General features: G+C 33.4%; 12 protein-coding genes, 1 pseudogene and 1 riboswitch. All 13 genes and pseudogenes read right to left on the minus strand.

Annotated features, from left to right (window positions below; translation table 11 throughout):
* Positions 1-126: 126 nt before the first annotated feature.
* Positions 127-3,198 carry a restriction endonuclease gene (locus Q428_RS01690; RefSeq protein ID WP_242847745.1) on the minus strand — a complete coding sequence of 1,024 codons (3,072 nt, stop codon included), beginning with the start codon at positions 3,196-3,198 and terminating at the stop codon, positions 127-129.
* A 20-nt stretch (positions 3,199-3,218) separates the two neighbouring features.
* Entirely contained in the window at positions 3,219-3,590 is a 372-nt protein-coding gene (locus tag Q428_RS15840; protein WP_242847746.1) for a hypothetical protein, read from the minus strand.
* 116 nt (positions 3,591-3,706) lie between these two features.
* Positions 3,707-4,030: a DNA methyltransferase gene (locus Q428_RS15845; RefSeq protein ID WP_242847747.1), complete on the minus strand. Its 324-nt coding sequence runs from the start codon at positions 4,028-4,030 to the stop codon at positions 3,707-3,709.
* Positions 4,031-4,059: 29 nt separating this feature from the next.
* Complete coding sequence (locus Q428_RS01700; protein WP_051514810.1) at positions 4,060-4,545, minus strand: DUF4391 domain-containing protein; 486 nt, start codon at positions 4,543-4,545, stop codon at positions 4,060-4,062.
* Between the two features lie 10 nt (positions 4,546-4,555).
* Positions 4,556-7,723, minus strand: a complete 3,168-nt coding sequence (locus Q428_RS01705) for a helicase-related protein (protein ID WP_035377593.1) — start codon at positions 7,721-7,723, stop codon at positions 4,556-4,558.
* A 254-nt stretch (positions 7,724-7,977) separates the two neighbouring features.
* Entirely contained in the window at positions 7,978-9,510 is a 1,533-nt protein-coding gene (gene guaA / locus Q428_RS01710; protein ID WP_035377594.1) for a glutamine-hydrolyzing GMP synthase, read from the minus strand.
* A gap of 13 nt (positions 9,511-9,523) precedes the next feature.
* Positions 9,524-10,978, minus strand: coding sequence for an IMP dehydrogenase (gene guaB, locus Q428_RS01715; protein WP_035377596.1), 1,455 nt, complete (start codon positions 10,976-10,978; stop codon positions 9,524-9,526).
* Positions 10,979-11,070: 92 nt separating this feature from the next.
* Positions 11,071-11,172, minus strand: a riboswitch (purine riboswitch).
* A gap of 129 nt (positions 11,173-11,301) precedes the next feature.
* Positions 11,302-11,574: a YkgJ family cysteine cluster protein gene (locus Q428_RS01720; protein ID WP_035377598.1), complete on the minus strand. Its 273-nt coding sequence runs from the start codon at positions 11,572-11,574 to the stop codon at positions 11,302-11,304.
* A 46-nt stretch (positions 11,575-11,620) separates the two neighbouring features.
* Positions 11,621-12,781, minus strand: a complete 1,161-nt coding sequence (gene larC, locus Q428_RS01725) for a nickel pincer cofactor biosynthesis protein LarC (protein WP_035377601.1) — start codon at positions 12,779-12,781, stop codon at positions 11,621-11,623.
* A 1-nt stretch (position 12,782) separates the two neighbouring features.
* Positions 12,783-13,545 (minus strand): annotated as a pseudogene (gene larB / locus Q428_RS01730) (nickel pincer cofactor biosynthesis protein LarB).
* On the minus strand, positions 13,526-14,353 hold the full coding sequence (gene larE / locus Q428_RS01735) for an ATP-dependent sacrificial sulfur transferase LarE (protein ID WP_035377603.1): 828 nt from the start codon (positions 14,351-14,353) through the stop codon (positions 13,526-13,528). The pseudogene larB and the gene larE overlap by 20 nt, the downstream one beginning before the upstream one ends.
* 17 nt (positions 14,354-14,370) lie before the next feature.
* Positions 14,371-15,111 carry a tRNA 2-thiocytidine biosynthesis TtcA family protein gene (locus Q428_RS01740; protein ID WP_035377605.1) on the minus strand — a complete coding sequence of 247 codons (741 nt, stop codon included), beginning with the start codon at positions 15,109-15,111 and terminating at the stop codon, positions 14,371-14,373.
* Between the two features lie 136 nt (positions 15,112-15,247).
* Complete coding sequence (locus Q428_RS14320) at positions 15,248-17,995, minus strand: PAS domain S-box protein (RefSeq protein ID WP_051514811.1); 2,748 nt, start codon at positions 17,993-17,995, stop codon at positions 15,248-15,250.
* Positions 17,996-18,013: the final 18 nt, after the last annotated feature.

The raw sequence follows: 18,013 nt of genomic DNA on the forward strand, positions 1-18,013 counted from the left end.
ATTTTTAGTAAGTATGACTTTTGTTTACTTGTGATAATAATAAAAAAATAGTTTTTATTAAAGAAAAAGGCCTGAAGTCTTGTATATTTCAAAGCCTTTCCCTTCATGCTTAACTGCTCCTTCTCCTTAAGATATCCTTCTGCACCAGCTCTTTAAACTTGTTATAGCTGTTAACCCAATCAAAGGTAATATCTTCTGAAACCTTGGCAAAATGCTTCTTTGCACAATTAATTTTAGCATCTTCACCTGTGTTAGATCCTTCTTTTCCTTATCGCACTTTGTTTCAACTATAAAGTAAAGTTTAGCCGTTAGATCATCTACCTTATGGATAATAGCCCAGTCAGGTGAATAATTTCCATAAGGAGTATCAATTACAATACCACCCTTTTTAAGCTTAGTAAATAGCAACACCTCTGGGTCTTCATCAAGACTCTTAGCAAATTTAAATTCTCCATCACTATCAACTCTTATATACTTATGAAGTGCTCTTTTATAATCTCCCTTGGTTTTATATGCCCTTTTATTGTCTACCATACTTCTTTCAATCTCTTCCACAGAAAATATAGAACTTTCCTCAAAGAGATATCCGTCAATAACTTCATAGTCAATATTTTTAGCCTTAAACTCTGTTAGTTTATCTAATATAGCCTTCATAACCTCATCAAGAACTGCTTGTTTCTGAAGGAATTTTTTGTTTTTTAAACCTGAAATAATCCTAAACAAAGCCTTCCTAGGAAGCATAGTGTGATGCATTAGATAATTAGTAATTTCAAAATCACTCTTAGTAATTTCAATATTTTCGTCACCAAGAGCAAGGCTTACCTTTGCTGGATCATCAAACTTAAACTTCCTAGATTCATCATAATCTCCCTTACCTGTTGCTACTTCAAATTCTCTTTTAAGTGCCTTGTAACTTAATTTCTCATTCAAATCATCAATACATTCTTTAATAAACTGTTCGTTATCAATTTTAACCTGATACATAGTTCTTTTAACTATGCGATTTTTAAGTTCTGTCCATAGTTTTTGGAACTCTGATTCGGTAACAAAGCTATGGTATCCATTAACAACAGGCTCTTCATCCCCATTCTTGATTTCAATTCTGCGGCTTCCTTTATTCTGCATATTATCTATAAATCTTTCTTTGATTTTGATTTCAAAGGTTTTTAGAGTAGGATTTTTAAATTCATAATATAATATATCAGCTGCATCTTTAGTAAGTTCATTGTTCTTTGGATTAATAATTCCAGCTTCCGTTAATTCTACCTTAAAAGCTTCCACTGTTTCTGCTACTATGAATTCCTTTGGCATACCCGCTTCTTCAAGAGTTCTGTATACTATATCATAAGTTACTTCTTCATTCTTAAAACCTGCTTCAATACTAAAATCATTTTGCAGTGCTTCTGCAAAATGGTCATAATAATCATTGGCTATAACAGTTAGTACATTAACATCCTCATCAAAGCATCTATTGCCATGTATATCTACTGGTAATCTAAGTCCACGTCCAATCTCCTGCTTCTTTGCTATTTCTGAGCTTCCCTTTTTTAGCGTACAAAGCTGAAATACATTAGGATTGTCCCATCCTTCTCTAAGGGCTGAATGGGAGAATATAAATGCAAGTGGTTCGTCGAAGGATATAAGTTCATCCTTTTTATCAAGTATGAGCTGAATTCCTCTCTCTATATCTTCTTGAGCCTTCTTATTCATCTCAATTTCATCCTTAGACCAATCAAAACCTTCAATTTCTGTCTCGTTATTCTTCTTATCACGGGCGAAGTATCCTTCTCTTACCTTTTGAACACTTTTGTACTCTGGAAAAAGTTCTGGATACTTTCTAAAGACTTCATTGTATCTTGGGTCAAGGATAATCTTTGCATATTCTTCATCGAATATTTTAGCATACAGCCCTCTGCCATCAGCTGCTTCACTGTCTCGAAAGTTCTTTACAGCATCTATAAAGAACAGTGAAATTACTTTTATTTTATAACCTTTTTCAAGTATTTTTAACTGCTTTTCAAGATGTTTTTGTATTGTCAGCCTTATTTGAATTCTAATCAAATCAAGCTCATCAACATCATAGTTATTCTCTCCTTCCTTAAGGACGAGAACATCATCACCTAAACCGATTTTAAGGCCATTTATTTTATGTGGATCTTCTAATACAACCATATTTTTATACTGAGGAAGTCCCCCTGATAATTCAAATAAAGATGCGTTTTTTAACACATTAAAGGTCTTAAATCTTACACTTCCACCAGGCTCACTATAGAATATTTCTATCTTTGCCTTGAAGTCTTTAGTAAACTCTACATATCTAATGTAATTATAGTCTTTACTTATATTGCTATATATTGTTTTAACTTCTATTTTTTTAACCAAATCCTGTTTATAAGCCTCATAAGAGTCAAGCTTATATATTTGATTATAAAGTTTTTTATGGGTTGCTGAATATCTTAATATAAACAGAGGATTTAGCTCCTCGATTGCACTTAAGGATGCACTCTTTTTCCTGCCGCTGCCCTCAAGTCTTTGTGGTTCATCTATAATAACAATAGGATTTACATACTTTAGTAAATCCCAAAGTACCCTGCCTGTTTCATCTTCTTTTCTTATTTTGTTTGTATCCTTATTGAAGGACTGGATATTCATTATAGCTATTCTTAAATCCCTTGCTTCAACAAAGTCCATAAGCTTTCCTGGGTTATCTGAATCATATACAAAGGCATGCTTTGATATATCAAGACCATGATAAAGGGTTTTTATATGTTCTCTTAGCATCTCTATACTTTTTTCAACACCTTTTCTAATAGCAACAGTAGGTACAACAATTATAAACTTCATAAAGTTATAAGCTTCATAAAGCTCTAAAATAGAACGAAGATAAACATATGTTTTTCCTGTACCAGTTTCCATCTCTACAGTAAAGTTATATCCTGTATCAAAGGTATTGCTTGGAAAGAGCATATTTTTATTCTGCACTTCCCTCATATTATTCAGGATTATACTTGGTCCAATATCAAGTCTATTTCTTACTGGATCCTTTTCACCAAGTCTTTTTATATGGCGTGTTGCACCTCTGTATATTACATCCCCAAGCTCCCTATCCTGACCTTTGAAAAGATCAACAACAGCACTTATGGCTCTACGCTGATATTCCAAGCTTTCATCAAAATTAAAAACTATTTTCTGCGTCATAATCTATCTCCTTTCTGAGCTTAAATAAACTCTACTCTGTAGGACTGTTCTTTTCCTTGATTATGCTTTTTAAGCTGTGCATCAAGACGATTCATTGTATTAAGCTTCAGGGAGATATCATCATCAAAGGCACTATCACGGAATATTACTTTAATAGGCTTTGGCTCTATGGCTGCAATTCCATCAACTATTTTTTCTGTTACCTTTTCTTCTAAACATACAACTATTGCATCAGCAAAAATGTAAGTTCTTTCTCCTATATTTGATAGCTTTTCAATCTTTGAGGTTAAAGGAAAACCTCTGTGGCGGAGCATTATTTCGTAGACTACGTCAATATCAGTAAAGTTAGGATTAAAGTCTAATGCATCCTTTGAAAGTCCCTTTATATACAAGTCTTCAGCTTCTTTAAATGAATTATTATTCCATCGGATATTTGTATCAGCTACTTGAAATACCTTAAAGCCAATATCAAGATTTTCTATTCCTTCTTTGTCTTTAAATTCCTCTTTTATTTTTTCTCCGGCACGCAGATACGTTCTTTGCCAATTTCACATATATTTTTATATCCTGCTTTGTAGGCTTCTGATTTTTCATCACAAGGTTCTGGAAGTTGTACCATTATAAATTTACGATTGCCTCCATCTTCAGCATTAAGCTGCATTACTGCGTGAGCAGTTGTGGCTGACCCTGAGAAAAAGTCCATGATTATATCCCCGTTTTGTGAAGCAATAAGAGTTTTAATTAAATTTATAGATTTTGGGTAATCAAAATATTTTCTATTATTAAATAATTGTTTTAACTCTGAATCTCCATTTGATATATTTGTTATCAAATCTTTAAGCAAAGTTTTTGAAAAACTTCTTAATAAAAGAAAAGCTTATTAACCTTGTTTTTAACTTCATCAAAATCTAAGTATTTTGATATTAATTCTTTTGTTTCATTCCGCAGAAAAATTGATGATACAGGTGTTAATATAATTTCATCTATAACTATCTGGGTATTGTCAAGCTTATTAAGCCTTTTATAGGCAAAACAATAGCTTTCCATACCCCAAGAGTCAAAGAATCTTATTACTACTAATGGTTTTACAACCCTTTGAATAATTTCACCTATAGTTTTTGCACATTTTAAATCCTTAACTTCAACCTCAAAAAACATTATAGCCTGACAATTATGTTCATCATCAATAAATGATGCTATACCTTCTCCTGTAATTTGATATTTTAATTCTATTTGAGTCACATTATCTTTAAAATACTTTTTCTCCTTTTGAGTAAGCTTAGAGGTTGTAAACATCTTTATATCAAACTTTTTATTAACCTCATAGTCTAATGGCAAATTAAACATTTACATGCTCCTACTCTACAACAAGGAAGGATACTAACTCAAAATCGTCACTACTTACATTTTCAAAGCTGTTTTCATATCCTCCAAAGTCAAAAATGCTCTGCTGTGCTTTCTTATCCTCTTCACCCAATATTTCTGATATTGCTTTGTTAAGGAGTTTTGAATAAAAACTCATATCTGCTGCGTTTTTTGTTCTTTTATTGAATCTTTCAATGAGCAATCTATCAGGCTCTGCCTTACCATAAGTAAGCTTTCTAAACTCCTTCAGTGTTTCCCTTGCACTGCTATTTCCAAAATAAACTTCTCCATCCTCTGATACATACATAAGATAGTATGGATACAATGAACTTTCACTCTTAGGCTTTGCTTCATCTTTTAAATGCTTAAAACAGAAGATGCATCCTTTTTTCTCTCCCTGAGCTACAGAATAAACTCCCCTTGGCACCCTTTTTATATCAGGGTTTTCCCTTACAAATCCAGCAAGTTCATAAAGATAATCGTTCATATTTAAGTCAGTAAGGGATATATTATCATTTAAATCTTCTATATCTACAACCTCATTTTTAAGTCTTTCAAGCTGTTTCTTTCTAAAGATAAAGTCATTCATTTCAGGTGAAAGTATATCCTCATCCCCTGTTGATGAAAGATTTGCCGCCATCATTTTACCCTTAACTCGGCTTTCAAGCTGCAAATACTCATTAAGCTCCATATTAGGGAAGAAGTTTATCATAGCTATCTTATCATTTTCGCTTCCTATTCTGTCAATTCTTCCAAACCTTTGAATTAATACAACTGGATTCCATTGTATATCATAGTTAATTACGCAGTCTGCATCCTGAAGGTTTTGTCCTTCAGAAATACAGTCTGTTGCCACAACAACATCAATTTGCATTTCCTTTGGAAGTTCTTCACCAAGCTTGGACTTTGGTGAAAAGTGTTTGAGCACTGTATTAAATTCCTTTTTTATTCCCATTAATGTTGTTTTAGGCTCTCCAGAGCCTGTAATACAAGCCGTATTAATTCCATGTTTTTTTAGCTCATATGCTATTGATTCATAAATATAGTTTGCTGTGTCTGCAAAAGCTGTAAATATCAATATCTTTCGGTTTCCAGGATTTATGGGAGTAGCTATTATTTTATTAACTATAACCTCCTGAAGAGTTTTTAGTTTTTCATCCCTATCATTATCAAGTATTTCCTTAACCTCATTCATAATATTTTTTAATATCTCTTTATCGTAGAGCAAATCTTCAAGAAAGTTTTGGCTCATTAAATGCTTAACATTTATCTCATATTTATAATCAAGTGTAATTTCACCTTCCTCATCTATATCATCCACTTCAAGATTCAAATCCTGTTCTGAATCTTTTGTTATCACATTAATATAATTATCTATTCTCTCCATAAGCCTTCTTATGGTTTCTCCAAAGGAATAAACAGAACTTTCAAGGCGCTTAAATAAATTAAAGCGATGTAATGTAGCTGTTATAAGCTCTCTCTGCTCATGATAAAATATTACCCTATCTCCATAAACCGTTTGATATTTTTCCCTATAATACTCCTTATACTGGGGTTTAATATATGACATGGGTGAATATACTGCAAGCTTTAATTTCTCAAGAACTTCATTGGTTTCTTTAAATTTTAGAAGTTTCCCTTCACTGTCAATTTCTGGATTATAAGTCTTAGGAGGAAGCTTGTCTGGAAACTTTCCTACATTATCATTACCATAATATTGTGTTATATGTTTTCTGCTTCTTGATATTGTAATCATCTCAAGAAGCTTAAAAAATTCAGATGGGAGCCTGTCAAGCAGGACATTCTTGCTTCTGTTACTTTCCCTCATCCACTCATTTATCTCTCTTTGAGCTTTTCTTAAAACTCCATCAACACTTGGAATGCCCTCTTCCTTAAAAGCTTTATCATCATCAATATTTATAACACTTAGCTGATTTTTAAGGTCTGTCAGTGAATTGTTGACAGGAGTTGCTGATAGCATTAAAACCTTAGTTTTAACACCCTTTTTTACTATTTCATTAATCAGTCTACCGTACCTTGTCATCTTTTCAGGATTTTCATTCCTGTTTCTAAAATTATGGGATTCATCAATAACCAGCAAGTCATAATTCCCCCAATTTATGCGTGATAAGTCAAGGCCACTACGTGCCCTTCCACCCTTTCTTGATAAATCAGTATGGCATACTATATCAAAAGCAAATCTATCCCTGGCAAATCTATTATCTATATAAGAGTTTCTAAAGGATTCCCAGTTATCATAAAGCTTTGCAGGGGTAAGTACTAATACTCTATGCTGTCTTAATTCATAGTATTTTATAACAGCAAGAGCCTCAAAGGTTTTACCCAGACCTACACTGTCTGCTATTATGCAGCCATTATGCTTTTCAATCTTTCTAATAGCAGAAACAACCGCGTCCTTTTGAAACTTAAATAAACTCTTCCAAATTTCAGTATCTTTAAAACCTATGCGGTCATTTTCAAACTTTTCAACATCTGAATCAAGGTTATCCCCAAAGAGTTCATTCAATGTAAAGAAATAGATAAACTCCGGACCATATTCCTTATATATAAAGTTTAAACTTTCAAGCAGCTGTTTTTTAAAATCCTCTGTATACTCTTTGCTATTCCAAAGCAGTTCAAAATTCTTTGATAACTGTTGAACTTGAATCTTATCTGTAAGTTCTACATTGAAATTAATAGTTTTATATAATCCGTTTATGGCTTTTTTTGTGATTTCTAAAGAGGAATCTCCAAAAACCGCGTAGTCATTATCAATAAGCATTAAATTACTCTTTACAATAGCTTTATTTTTTACCCTTTTTACATTTACATGCTTTTCTATAAATTCATGCATGCTCCTCGCCTTGTTTAAATGGTTTAACTTATTCTTTTCAATAATGTCATAGGAATTAAATAGCATGTCATTGACTGTACGGCTTATCTCGAATTCTCTTGATACCTCCCGTCCTGAAGGAATATAAGAAGAATCTCTGATTACAAGGTTAATATCTTTCACTTTGCTCATATTCTCTTTTAACTCTGAAAAGACAGAAAGAGTTAGTTTATCATTTATAATATTTACTCGGCTGCTTTTCTTATTAGAAAGCACACTATTTACTTTATTAATAAGCTGTTCATTTGAATTAATAATGCCGCTCACAGTCAATACCCCCACTTAAAACATAATCGTTTCTTTCCATCAGTTTTACGACAACCTCGTCTATCTATTGGTATATACAATAATATTTTATTCTTTATGAAGAAAGCATTCAATATTTTACATTATTTTCTCTAATTAATAGAAAATTCTATGTCCATGAATTTCTGCAACAGTTTATTATTTCATCTAACTTTATGCCAGCATAAAAAAACCCAGCTGACATTTATCACTTGTCAACTGGGTAGCACTTTTTACTATTCCCACTCAATAGTTGCTGGTGGTTTACTTGTTATGTCGTAAACTACTCTGTTTATTCCCTTAACTTCGTTTACAATTCTTCTTGAGATTGTTCCTAGAACTTCATATGGTATTCTGTACCATTCTGAAGTCATTCCGTCTATACTTTCAACAGCCCTTATAACTATTGCATGGGAGTATGTTCTCTCGTCTCCCATAACTCCAACACTCTTAATGTCAGGAAGAACCGTAAAGTACTGCCAGATAGCCTTATCAAGACCTGCTTTCTTTATTTCGTCTCTTAAAATAAAGTCTGTTTCTCTAACAAGTTCTAGTTTTTCCTCAGTTATTTCTCCAAGAACTCTTATTGCAAGGCCTGGTCCTGGGAATGGCTGTCTTGAAACAACTTCTTCTGGAAGTCCTAGTTGTCTTCCTACTTCACGAACTTCATCCTTAAATAATTCTCTAAGAGGCTCAATGAGTTCAAATTCTAAATCCTCTGGAAGTCCTCCAACGTTATGGTGACTCTTTATAACTGCTGAAGCACCGCTTCCACTTTCTACAACGTCTGGGTAAATGGTTCCTTGGACAAGGAATTTAACTCCTTCTAATTTTCTTTCTTCATCCTCAAATACCCTTATAAACTCTTCTCCGATTATCTTTCTCTTGCTTTCTGGGTCTGTTACTCCCTTTAATTTTCCTAGGAATCTTTCTTTTGCATCAACCATTATAAGATTCATTCCAAACTTTTCGGTAAATGTTTCATAAACCTGTTTTGCCTCATCTTTTCTTAATAAGCCATGGTCTACAAATATGCAGGTTAATTGATTTCCTATTGCCTTATGAACAAGAACTGCTGCAACAGATGAATCTACCCCACCTGACATGGCGCAGATAACCTTTTTATCTCCAACAATTTCCTTTATTTCCTTTATTTTTTCGTCTACAAAGGATGTCATGCTCCAGCTTCCATTAACCTTACAAACATTATATAGGAAATTTTCAATTACATTTTTGCCATATTCTGAATGTACAACCTCCGGATGGAACTGAACACCATAGAGCTTTCTTTCATCATTTGACATTGCTGCATGGGGACAGTTATCGCTTGAGCCTATAACTTTAAATCCTTCTGGAACAACAGCAACATGATCTGTATGGCTCATCCAGAAAATACTCTCCTCAGGTATTCCTTTAAATATTGGTGAAGTTGTATCTACTTTTATTTTAGTATTTCCATATTCTCTTACCTCTCCACCCTGAACTTTACCTCCCTTTGTATATGCCATAAGCTGCATTCCATAACATAGCCCTAATATTGGAATACCAGCTTCAAATATTTTCTTATCAAGTCTTGGTGCTCCTTCAGCATAAACACTGTTTGGTCCACCGGTAAAAATTATGCCCTTTGGATTTCTTGCTATCATTTCATCTACCGGCATAGTATTTGGCACTATCTCGCAGTAAACATGACACTCTCTGACCCTTCTTGCTATAAGCTGCTTATATTGTCCCCCGAAATCTACGATTAATATTAGTTCCTTTTCCATAGTTACCTCCCAATTAAACGTTAGTTGTGTAGTTTGGTGCTTCTCTTGTTATGTGTATATCATGTGGGTGGCTTTCTTTAAGACCTGCTGAGGTTTGAACAACGAATACTGCATTCTTTCTTAAATCTTCAATTGTTCCTGCTCCACAGTATCCCATACCTGCTCTTAATCCACCTATTAACTGATAGATAGTATCTGAAACTGGGCCCTTAAAAGGAACTCTTCCTTCTACTCCCTCTGGAACAAGTTTCTTTCCATCTTCCTGGAAGTATCTGTCCTTACTGCCGCATTGCATTGCTCCAATTGAACCCATACCTCTGTAAACCTTAAATCTTCTTCCCTGATATATTTCTTCTTCTCCTGGGCTCTCTGCACAACCTGCAAGTAAAGAACCAACCATAACTACTGATGCTCCTCCAGCCAGAGCCTTAACAACATCACCTGAGAACTTAATTCCTCCGTCAGCAATTACAGGTATACCGTATTTATCTGCTTCCTCTGCACAGTCCATAACCGCTGTAAGCTGTGGAACTCCAATTCCTGCAACAACCCTTGTTGTACAAATTGATCCAGGCCCTATACCCACCTTTACACAATCTGCTCCAGCAAGAATTAAGTCCCTTGTTGCCTCGGCTGTTGCAACGTTTCCTCCTATTACCTGAAGATCAGGATATTTTTCCTTTATAGCTTTCACTCCATTTATAACACCTGCTGAATGTCCATGTGCTGAATCCAGAACAACTACATCCACTCCTGCGTTATATAATGCAGTAACTCTATCTAATATATCTGCTGTTATACCCACTGCAGCACCAACAAGAAGTCTTCCCTTACTATCCTTTGCCGAATTTGGAAATTTAACAGCATTTTCAATATCTTTAATTGTAATAAGTCCCTTTAAGTTAAATTCATCATCAACTAATGGAAGTTTTTCTATTTTGTGTTTTCTTAATATCTGTTCAGCTTCTGTCAGGTTTGTATCTACTGGAGCTGTAATCAGATTTTCACTTGTCATAACTTCCTTGATTTTTCTTGAGAAATCCTTTTCAAATCTGATATCTCTATTAGTTAGTATTCCAACCAGCTTTGTTCCTTCTACTATTGGAACACCTGAAATTTTATATCTAGCCATTAAATTATCAGCATCTAAAAGGGTATGTTCTGGTGTTAAATGAAATGGGTCTGTAATTACTCCATGCTCTGAACGTTTAACTTTATCAACTTCCAAAGCCTGTTGTTCAATGGACATGTTTTTGTGAATTATACCTATTCCACCTTCTCTGGCAATGGCAATTGCCATTTTTGACTCTGTAACTGTATCCATACCTGCGCTCATAAGTGGAATGTTTAGTTTGATTTTTTTTGTAAGATAAGTTTCTGTCTTTACGTTCTTTGGAAGAACTTCTGATTTTTGTGGAACCAGTAAAACGTCGTCAAATGTGTAGGCTTGTTTCAAAATTTTTCCCATAATATATCCTCCCTCAACCAATGCTACTCATATCTGGAGGAAACAAAAAGCATGCTGCCTCCAGTTGGTGAGTGAAGTGCAACATGCAAAAAATGCAAAGCTACCTCACTCATAGTCAAAGGGTTATCGGCCCTTTGGTAGATACTCCCGAACCATATTATCAGGATTATATGAGTAATCATGTGTAATTTATATCCCTTATTTTATATGGTATTATACGTGTTATAAATCGCTGTGTCAATACAATTTACACTTTATTCAATATTATAGATATAAGTTTAAATTTTCAAAAACTTCACTGAACTTAATTTTCACTATATTTACTAATTACCTTCTGGCTTTGTTTCTTTCTCAAGATATTCTAAATAAGCCATAGCTTCATCTCTGTTTTTGCCGCACATTTCCTCTGAAGGCATGAGTTCTTTGCAGACTTTAGGTCTGTCTTCTCTCCCAAATATTCTGCATCTAAAATCCTCAGTCAGATGTATACATCTTACTCCAGCAGGTTTACCACTTGGCATATCTGGAATAGGAGAAGAAATAGAAGGTGCAATACAACAAGCACCGCAATTACTTCGGCATTTTATCTTACTCATTACTTACAGCAACCCTTCATCATATTATTTACCAATTTATTGTAAACTATATATCAATTTTTATTTCTTTATATAAATCCTTTAAAGGCAAATCAAATGCTGCAGCCGCTTCCCTCATGTCCTCATATTCTAAGGAAGTATTAACTACTTCATCTTTATAACTGGACAATTTACACCTAATATTCCCGTATTTTGTTTTTAAAACCTTTATCTCCTTTTTTAACTCTTCCCTCTCAATGTTGAATTTACGTATTCCAATTGTTGTACTCTCTTTAAAAATAATCTCTTTAATTTTTTCTTCTAATCTTATCGGAATAGTAACTGTTATAACAATTCCAGGCCTGTTTTTCTTCATGTAAACAGGTGTTAAATAGACATCCTTAGCACCTGCTTCAAATAATTTATCCATCAAATATCCATATATCTGTGGATTCATATCATCAATTGTTGCCTCAAGTATACAGTTTTCTGAAAAATCGTCCTCTGAAAGTATAACCCTTAATACATTTGGTATCTCGGTATCCCTTTTTCCACAGCCGTATCCTACCTTTTTTACTTTAAGATTGAAGCTGTTTCTAAAATCTGAAGATAAAGATTTAATAATGGCTGCTCCTGTTGGTGTTGTAAGTTCAAAGTTCCTGTCATCTGAATAAATGGGAACATCCTTTAATATGTTTAAAGTGGCAGGGGCAGGGACAGGGATAGTACCGTGTTGGCATTTCACAAAACCTCTCCCTGTATTTATATGGGATGATATAATTTTGTCAGGATTTATGTAATCGATACAAATTGCAGTTCCTACAATATCGATTATTGAATCAACTGCCCCAACCTCATGAAAATGGACTTCATAAATACCTTTTCCATGAACCTTAGATTCCGCTTCTGCTAACAGCCTGAAAATTCCTTTAGATAATTTTTTTATATTTTCATTTAAAGAGCTGTTATCTATCAGACCTTCAATATCAAAAAGATTTCTTCCATGATGTTCTTTTTCATGTTTATGGTTTAGTAAAATTACATTAAAATCAGTTGCCTCAATTCCATTCTTTATTGTCTTTGTTATTTCTATATCATATTCATCCTTTATCTGAAGCTTTTCTAAATTCCTTATTAAATAATCACCTGGAACTCCAAGGTCTAAAAGTGCAGCAACTGTCATGTCTCCACTTATCCCTGAAAAGCAATCAAAATATAACACCCTCATATCATTCATCTCCACTCTTTGAAATTCCTTTGTTTATCTGGGAAGCTAAATATCCCGCTCCAAATCCATTATCAATATTTACAACTCCTATACCTGCTGCACAGGAATTAAGCATAGTTAAGAGGCCGATAAGCATGAAAATTTGCTCCATACCCAACACTGGTTGGTACAGCTATTACAGGAACATCAACAAGACCTGCTACCACCGATGCCAGCGCCCCTTCCATTCCAGCAACCGCTATTATTACGTTAGACCTTCTGATTTCATCTATATTGCCAAATAACCTGTGTATACCTGCAACTCCTACATCATAAATCCTTTTTACATTATTTCCAAAAACTTCGCAGGTTATTGCTGCCTCCTCAGCAACTGGTATATCCGCAGTGCCACCGGTAACTACTGTTATTCTGCCGACTTTTTTATTTTCCTTAGGGTTTATAATACATATTCTTGCAGTTTTGTTATAATAAACATTATCTGTAACCTCCAATATTGCCTTATATGCATTTTCACTTACCCTTGTTGCAAGTATATTGGCATCCCTGTCTATCATATCCTTTATTATTCCCTTTAAATGTTCTTCTTCCTTACCCTGACAGAAAATCACCTCTGGATATCCAACTCTAATTCCTCTATGATAATCCAGTTTTGCAAAGTTCAAATCCCTGTATGGTAAATCCTTTAATTTTTCAAAAGCAATATCTACATCAATTTTTCCTTCTCTTACATCATTTAAAAGAGCTTTAATATCTTCCTTTACCATTTAATACCTCCTGGTTCATACTTCCTGTTTTATATCCAGCAATATCTAAGCTTACATATTTAAATCCATATTCTTTTAATTTGTTATCTATATCTTCTCTGAATTCAGAGTTTAAAAACTTTTCAAAGTCTTTACCTTCAATTTCTATACGAGCCACCTCTCCATGATGTCTTACCCTGACATTTCTAATTCCCTTTGATATTATATATGTTTCTGATTTATCTATCATTGACAACTTTTCTATACTTAACTCTTCGTTATATGGTATTCTTGTTGCTAAACAGGCAAATGAAGGTTTATCATGTGTTTTAAGTCCCATTTCTCTGGAAAACTCTCTTATATCTTTTTTAGTCATTCCTGCCAGAAGAAGGGGACTTTTAACACCCAGCTCCTCAACAGCCTTAAGCCCCGGCCTGTAGTCCTTTGTATCATCAAGGTTTGTTCCATCTGCAACATAATTTAATCCAAGACTTTCAGCAGTTTCAAGAAACTTTGAAAAAATGGCTCTCTTGCATATATAACATCTATCAACCGGATTAAATTTAAACCTATTTATTTCATTTATAGGATCTACTTTTACTATTATATGTTCCGCCATTAATTCTTTTGCCATTTCAAAGGCTTCCTCTGTTTCCCATGAGGGATATATATATGAAACTCCAGTTGCTGCAACTGCTCTGTTTCCTAACACATCCTTAGCCACCTTTAACAGAAAAACGCTATCAACTCCACCTGATAAAGCAACAAGGACACTTCCTAAATCCTTTAATATTTCCTTTAATCTTTCAAGTTTTTCTTTATCTGCCATATTACCACCCCTTAACTTTATCTCTTCTGTTTCCACATTTTTTCAGTATCTATATTTTGAAGTGCAGTAATTATTTTATCATGAAGATCTTTATATACCTCTTCCATATCCGCTAGAAGTTCCTTCATTTCCTGCCTTTTTGTTTTCCCAGCTACAGGACAATTGCTTTCAATAACCGGAAGCTGCTCCATTTCTACAATAGACTTTATGGTTTTCTCTTTAACGTATACCATAGGTCTTATAACCGTAATACCCTTTTCCTCAAATTTAATACATGGATGAAAGGTTCCAAGTTTTCCAACACAGAGCATATTCATAAAAAAGGTTTCTATTGCATCATCGCTGCTATGACCAAGGGCAACCTTGTTATAACCATTGGCAATTGCAACTCTGTATAAAGCACCCTTTCTAAGTTTTGAACAAAGAGAACATGGATTTTTTTCTTTTCTATCTTCAAATATAACTTCACCTATGTTTGTTTTTTCAATTATTAGTTCTATTTCATTTTCTCTGCAGTAATTTTCAAGAAGGGTCATGTCCATATCGAATCCTAAATCTATGTTTATACCACAGAGTTCAAAGTTTTTATTTGAATATTTTTGAAGTAGCTTAAGTATAAAAAGCAGAGTTATACTATCCTTTCCCCCAGATAGTCCAACTGCAACTCTGTCCCCATCTTCAATCATATTATATTCTTCAATTATCCTTCGAACATCATTTAAAAACATTCTGTTATAGTATTTCTTAAAAAGTATCATCTTAAAATCCTCCTTTGAAGTTTATTATACCTCAAAGCTTAAACATATTCATCTAATTTTATTTGTTAACAGCATAAAACATGGGGCTGGGCATTTGCATTTTCTAATGCTATGCCACAGCCCCGTGTTTTTTGAACTATGAATAAATATCTGAAAACTCAACGCTTATTCTTTGAATCCTTGCACTGAATATGTCATCATTAGTGCTTATGGTTTCTTCTTCCTCTTCCACCAGTCTGACAGGTAATTCAACTATAAACTCAGAGCCTTCACCTTCTGTGCTGTAAACTTCTATTTTCCCACCATGCATCTCAACAAAGGATTTTACAAGTGAAAGTCCTATCCCACTTCCTTCATGGTTACGGGTAAGGGACTTATCAACCTGCCTGAACCTTTGAAATATAATTTCAAGTTTATCCTTTGGTATGCCAATTCCATTATCCTTAACAGATATTTTTATGCTATCAATGCAGTCATAAATATTGACGTTTATCATGCCACCTGCTGGTGTAAATTTTACTGCATTAGATATAAGGTTCAGTATAATCCTTTCAAGTTTATCAGCATCAAATGCCATTATCTTTTCCTCAATCTCTGTATCAAAAATCAATTGAATTGATTTATTTTCAACGTAATCTGCCACTGAAAGTGCAATATCCTCAACAATACCCACGATATTTCCATTTTTTAAATTCAATTTAGAAAAACCAGAATCTATTTTTGTTATATCAATAAGATTATTAACTATTCTCAAAAGCCTGTAGCAGTTCTGTTTCATTATTGCTGAATATCTATTTAGTTTGTTTTCTTTATCATAAATTAAATTTGATTTCATATTTAAATCAAGTAATTGAAGTGCTCCCAGTATAACATTTAATGGTGTTCTTAATTCATGTGAAATATTTGCCAGAAATTCTGTTTTTATTTTCTCATACTGCATTGCCTCGTTAAGTATTCTCATTCTTTCCTCTGCATATTTTTTAAGCTGCTCCATCCTTTTCTTCTCAGTAATATCCCTTCCAATACACAATATTGATGTTACTTCGTTATTTTCTATTGTCGGTGCGTAGTTTACTTCTACAAAAAAGTATTGTCCATTTAAATCCTTAAGTTTTAGTTCATTGTTTATAACCTTTTCACCATTAGCAATCCTTTTTACAACAGCCCTAATGTCAGTCTGCTCCCCTATATCTATCAGGCTTGAAGCACTTTTAATCTCATCAAAGTTTAGACCAATTTTATCTAAAAAGGCTTTGTTTGCCTCAATTATGTTATAATCCCTTGCATCAATTACACAAATATAATCAGGTAAGATATTAAAAAAATTCCTGTACTTTTCCTCGCTTTCCCTAAGTATCCTTTCCATCTCCTTACGCCTTGTAATGCTTCTGATGGTCAAAATAGCTCCTATTATTTCTCCATTATCCATAACGTTATTGCTTATTGCCTCAAACCATATATAATGTCCATTTGAATGTCTGAATCTGAATTCCATTTTTCTTGCAGTACATTCAAGAAAACTTTTATTGCTGAAATATGATTTAACTTCCAACAAATCATAGGGATGAACCTTTTCAAAAAAGGATTTTCCCACTAAATCCTCCCTGCTGTACTCCAGTTTCTCTTCTACCGTTGGACTTATATACTTAATTGTCCCATCTAAATTAATCATAACTATTAAATCCAACATGTTTTCAGTAATCTGGCGATATAAATTTTCACTGTTTTTTAATTCATCCGATATCCTTTTGCTTTCAGTTATATCCTCATGTATACTTAAAAAATTTGTTATATTCCCATAATCATCTTTAATGGGAGTTATTTTTATTCTCTGCCAATAGCAAGTCCTGTCTTTTTTTAAGGATTTGACTGTTCCAGACCACTGCTCACCTTTCATAACCTTATCTACCATATCATTCCTGAATATTTCAACGTTATCACTACTGGCTAATTTATAAGGCAACTTACCTTTTAATTCTTCAAGGCTGTAACCTGTCATTTCCAGAAGCTTTGTGTTTGCATACTCAATTTCTCCCCTGCTGTTAGTTATAATTACAGCACTTGAATTTTGCTCAACAGCAAGAAAAAATTTTTTTAATTCCTCCAAAGTAATTTTATGTTTTGCTATTTCTTCATGGCCTAAAATATCTCCTCCAATTAGCGGCAGTATATTAACTACTATTCCTATTATCATAAGAAAATGTAACCTTAAATCCATATTTTTCGATAAAACAATAAACACACCCTGACTTAATACATTTATTATAATTCCCACTAGAATCATAAATGTCATTGCATCCTCTTTTTTAATATGGCTTTCATACATGGCATATGCTGCTGATATTAATAAAATCTCATTTATAAACATAAACTTAATAAGATTTGATATCTGAAATGGATTATAAAAAAATATAATACTTACTAATGCAGCTCCCAGTAACGAAAGCTTTATCATATTTTTAATTATTCTTTTTTCCCGATGACACACACCTATAATTATGGATATAGAAACGGAAACCTTACCAAGTATATAGATATATGATAATATATGTGATTTGTATGGTATTTTCATTATATTTATCTGAAGCGTCCCAAATATACCTGTATATAAACTTATTACACCCTCAATTAAAAACCCTATTGCAATAATGACATAGTATTTGTCTCTTTCTGATACTGCAAACATATAAATCATAAGACCTGAAAATAGAGCTGCAAGAGCGTTGATTATTTCAAAATTAAAATAAAACTTTTTTGGATTGGTGTTTAATCCTAAATTAATCATAAAAATTACTATAATCAATATGCTTATTAATGCCACAATGGATATACTGTGATTGCTTTTTATGTTGTTTTTTTTCATCAATTCCTCCTGATAACTCATTCTTCATATCCCCCCATC

It is taken from the genome of Fervidicella metallireducens AeB, from assembly GCF_000601455.1.
GTDB lineage: Bacteria > Bacillota > Clostridia > Clostridiales > Caloramatoraceae > Fervidicella > Fervidicella metallireducens.

Coding starts and splice junctions, on each gene's coding strand:
- Q428_RS01690 (WP_242847745.1), bottom strand. CDS start 3,198: ATGACGCAGAAAATAGTTTTTAATTTTGATGAAAGCTTGGAATATCAG.
- Q428_RS01700 (WP_051514810.1), bottom strand. CDS start 4,545: ATGTTTAATTTGCCATTAGACTATGAGGTTAATAAAAAGTTTGATATA.
- guaA (WP_035377594.1), bottom strand. CDS start 9,510: ATGGAAAAGGAACTAATATTAATCGTAGATTTCGGGGGACAATATAAG.
- guaB (WP_035377596.1), bottom strand. CDS start 10,978: ATGGGAAAAATTTTGAAACAAGCCTACACATTTGACGACGTTTTACTG.
- Q428_RS01720 (WP_035377598.1), bottom strand. CDS start 11,574: ATGAGTAAGATAAAATGCCGAAGTAATTGCGGTGCTTGTTGTATTGCA.
- larC (WP_035377601.1), bottom strand. CDS start 12,781: ATGAGGGTGTTATATTTTGATTGCTTTTCAGGGATAAGTGGAGACATG.
- larE (WP_035377603.1), bottom strand. CDS start 14,353: ATGGCAGATAAAGAAAAACTTGAAAGATTAAAGGAAATATTAAAGGAT.
- Q428_RS01740 (WP_035377605.1), bottom strand. CDS start 15,111: ATGATACTTTTTAAGAAATACTATAACAGAATGTTTTTAAATGATGTT.
- Q428_RS14320 (WP_051514811.1), bottom strand. CDS start 17,995: ATGAGTTATCAGGAGGAATTGATGAAAAAAAACAACATAAAAAGCAAT.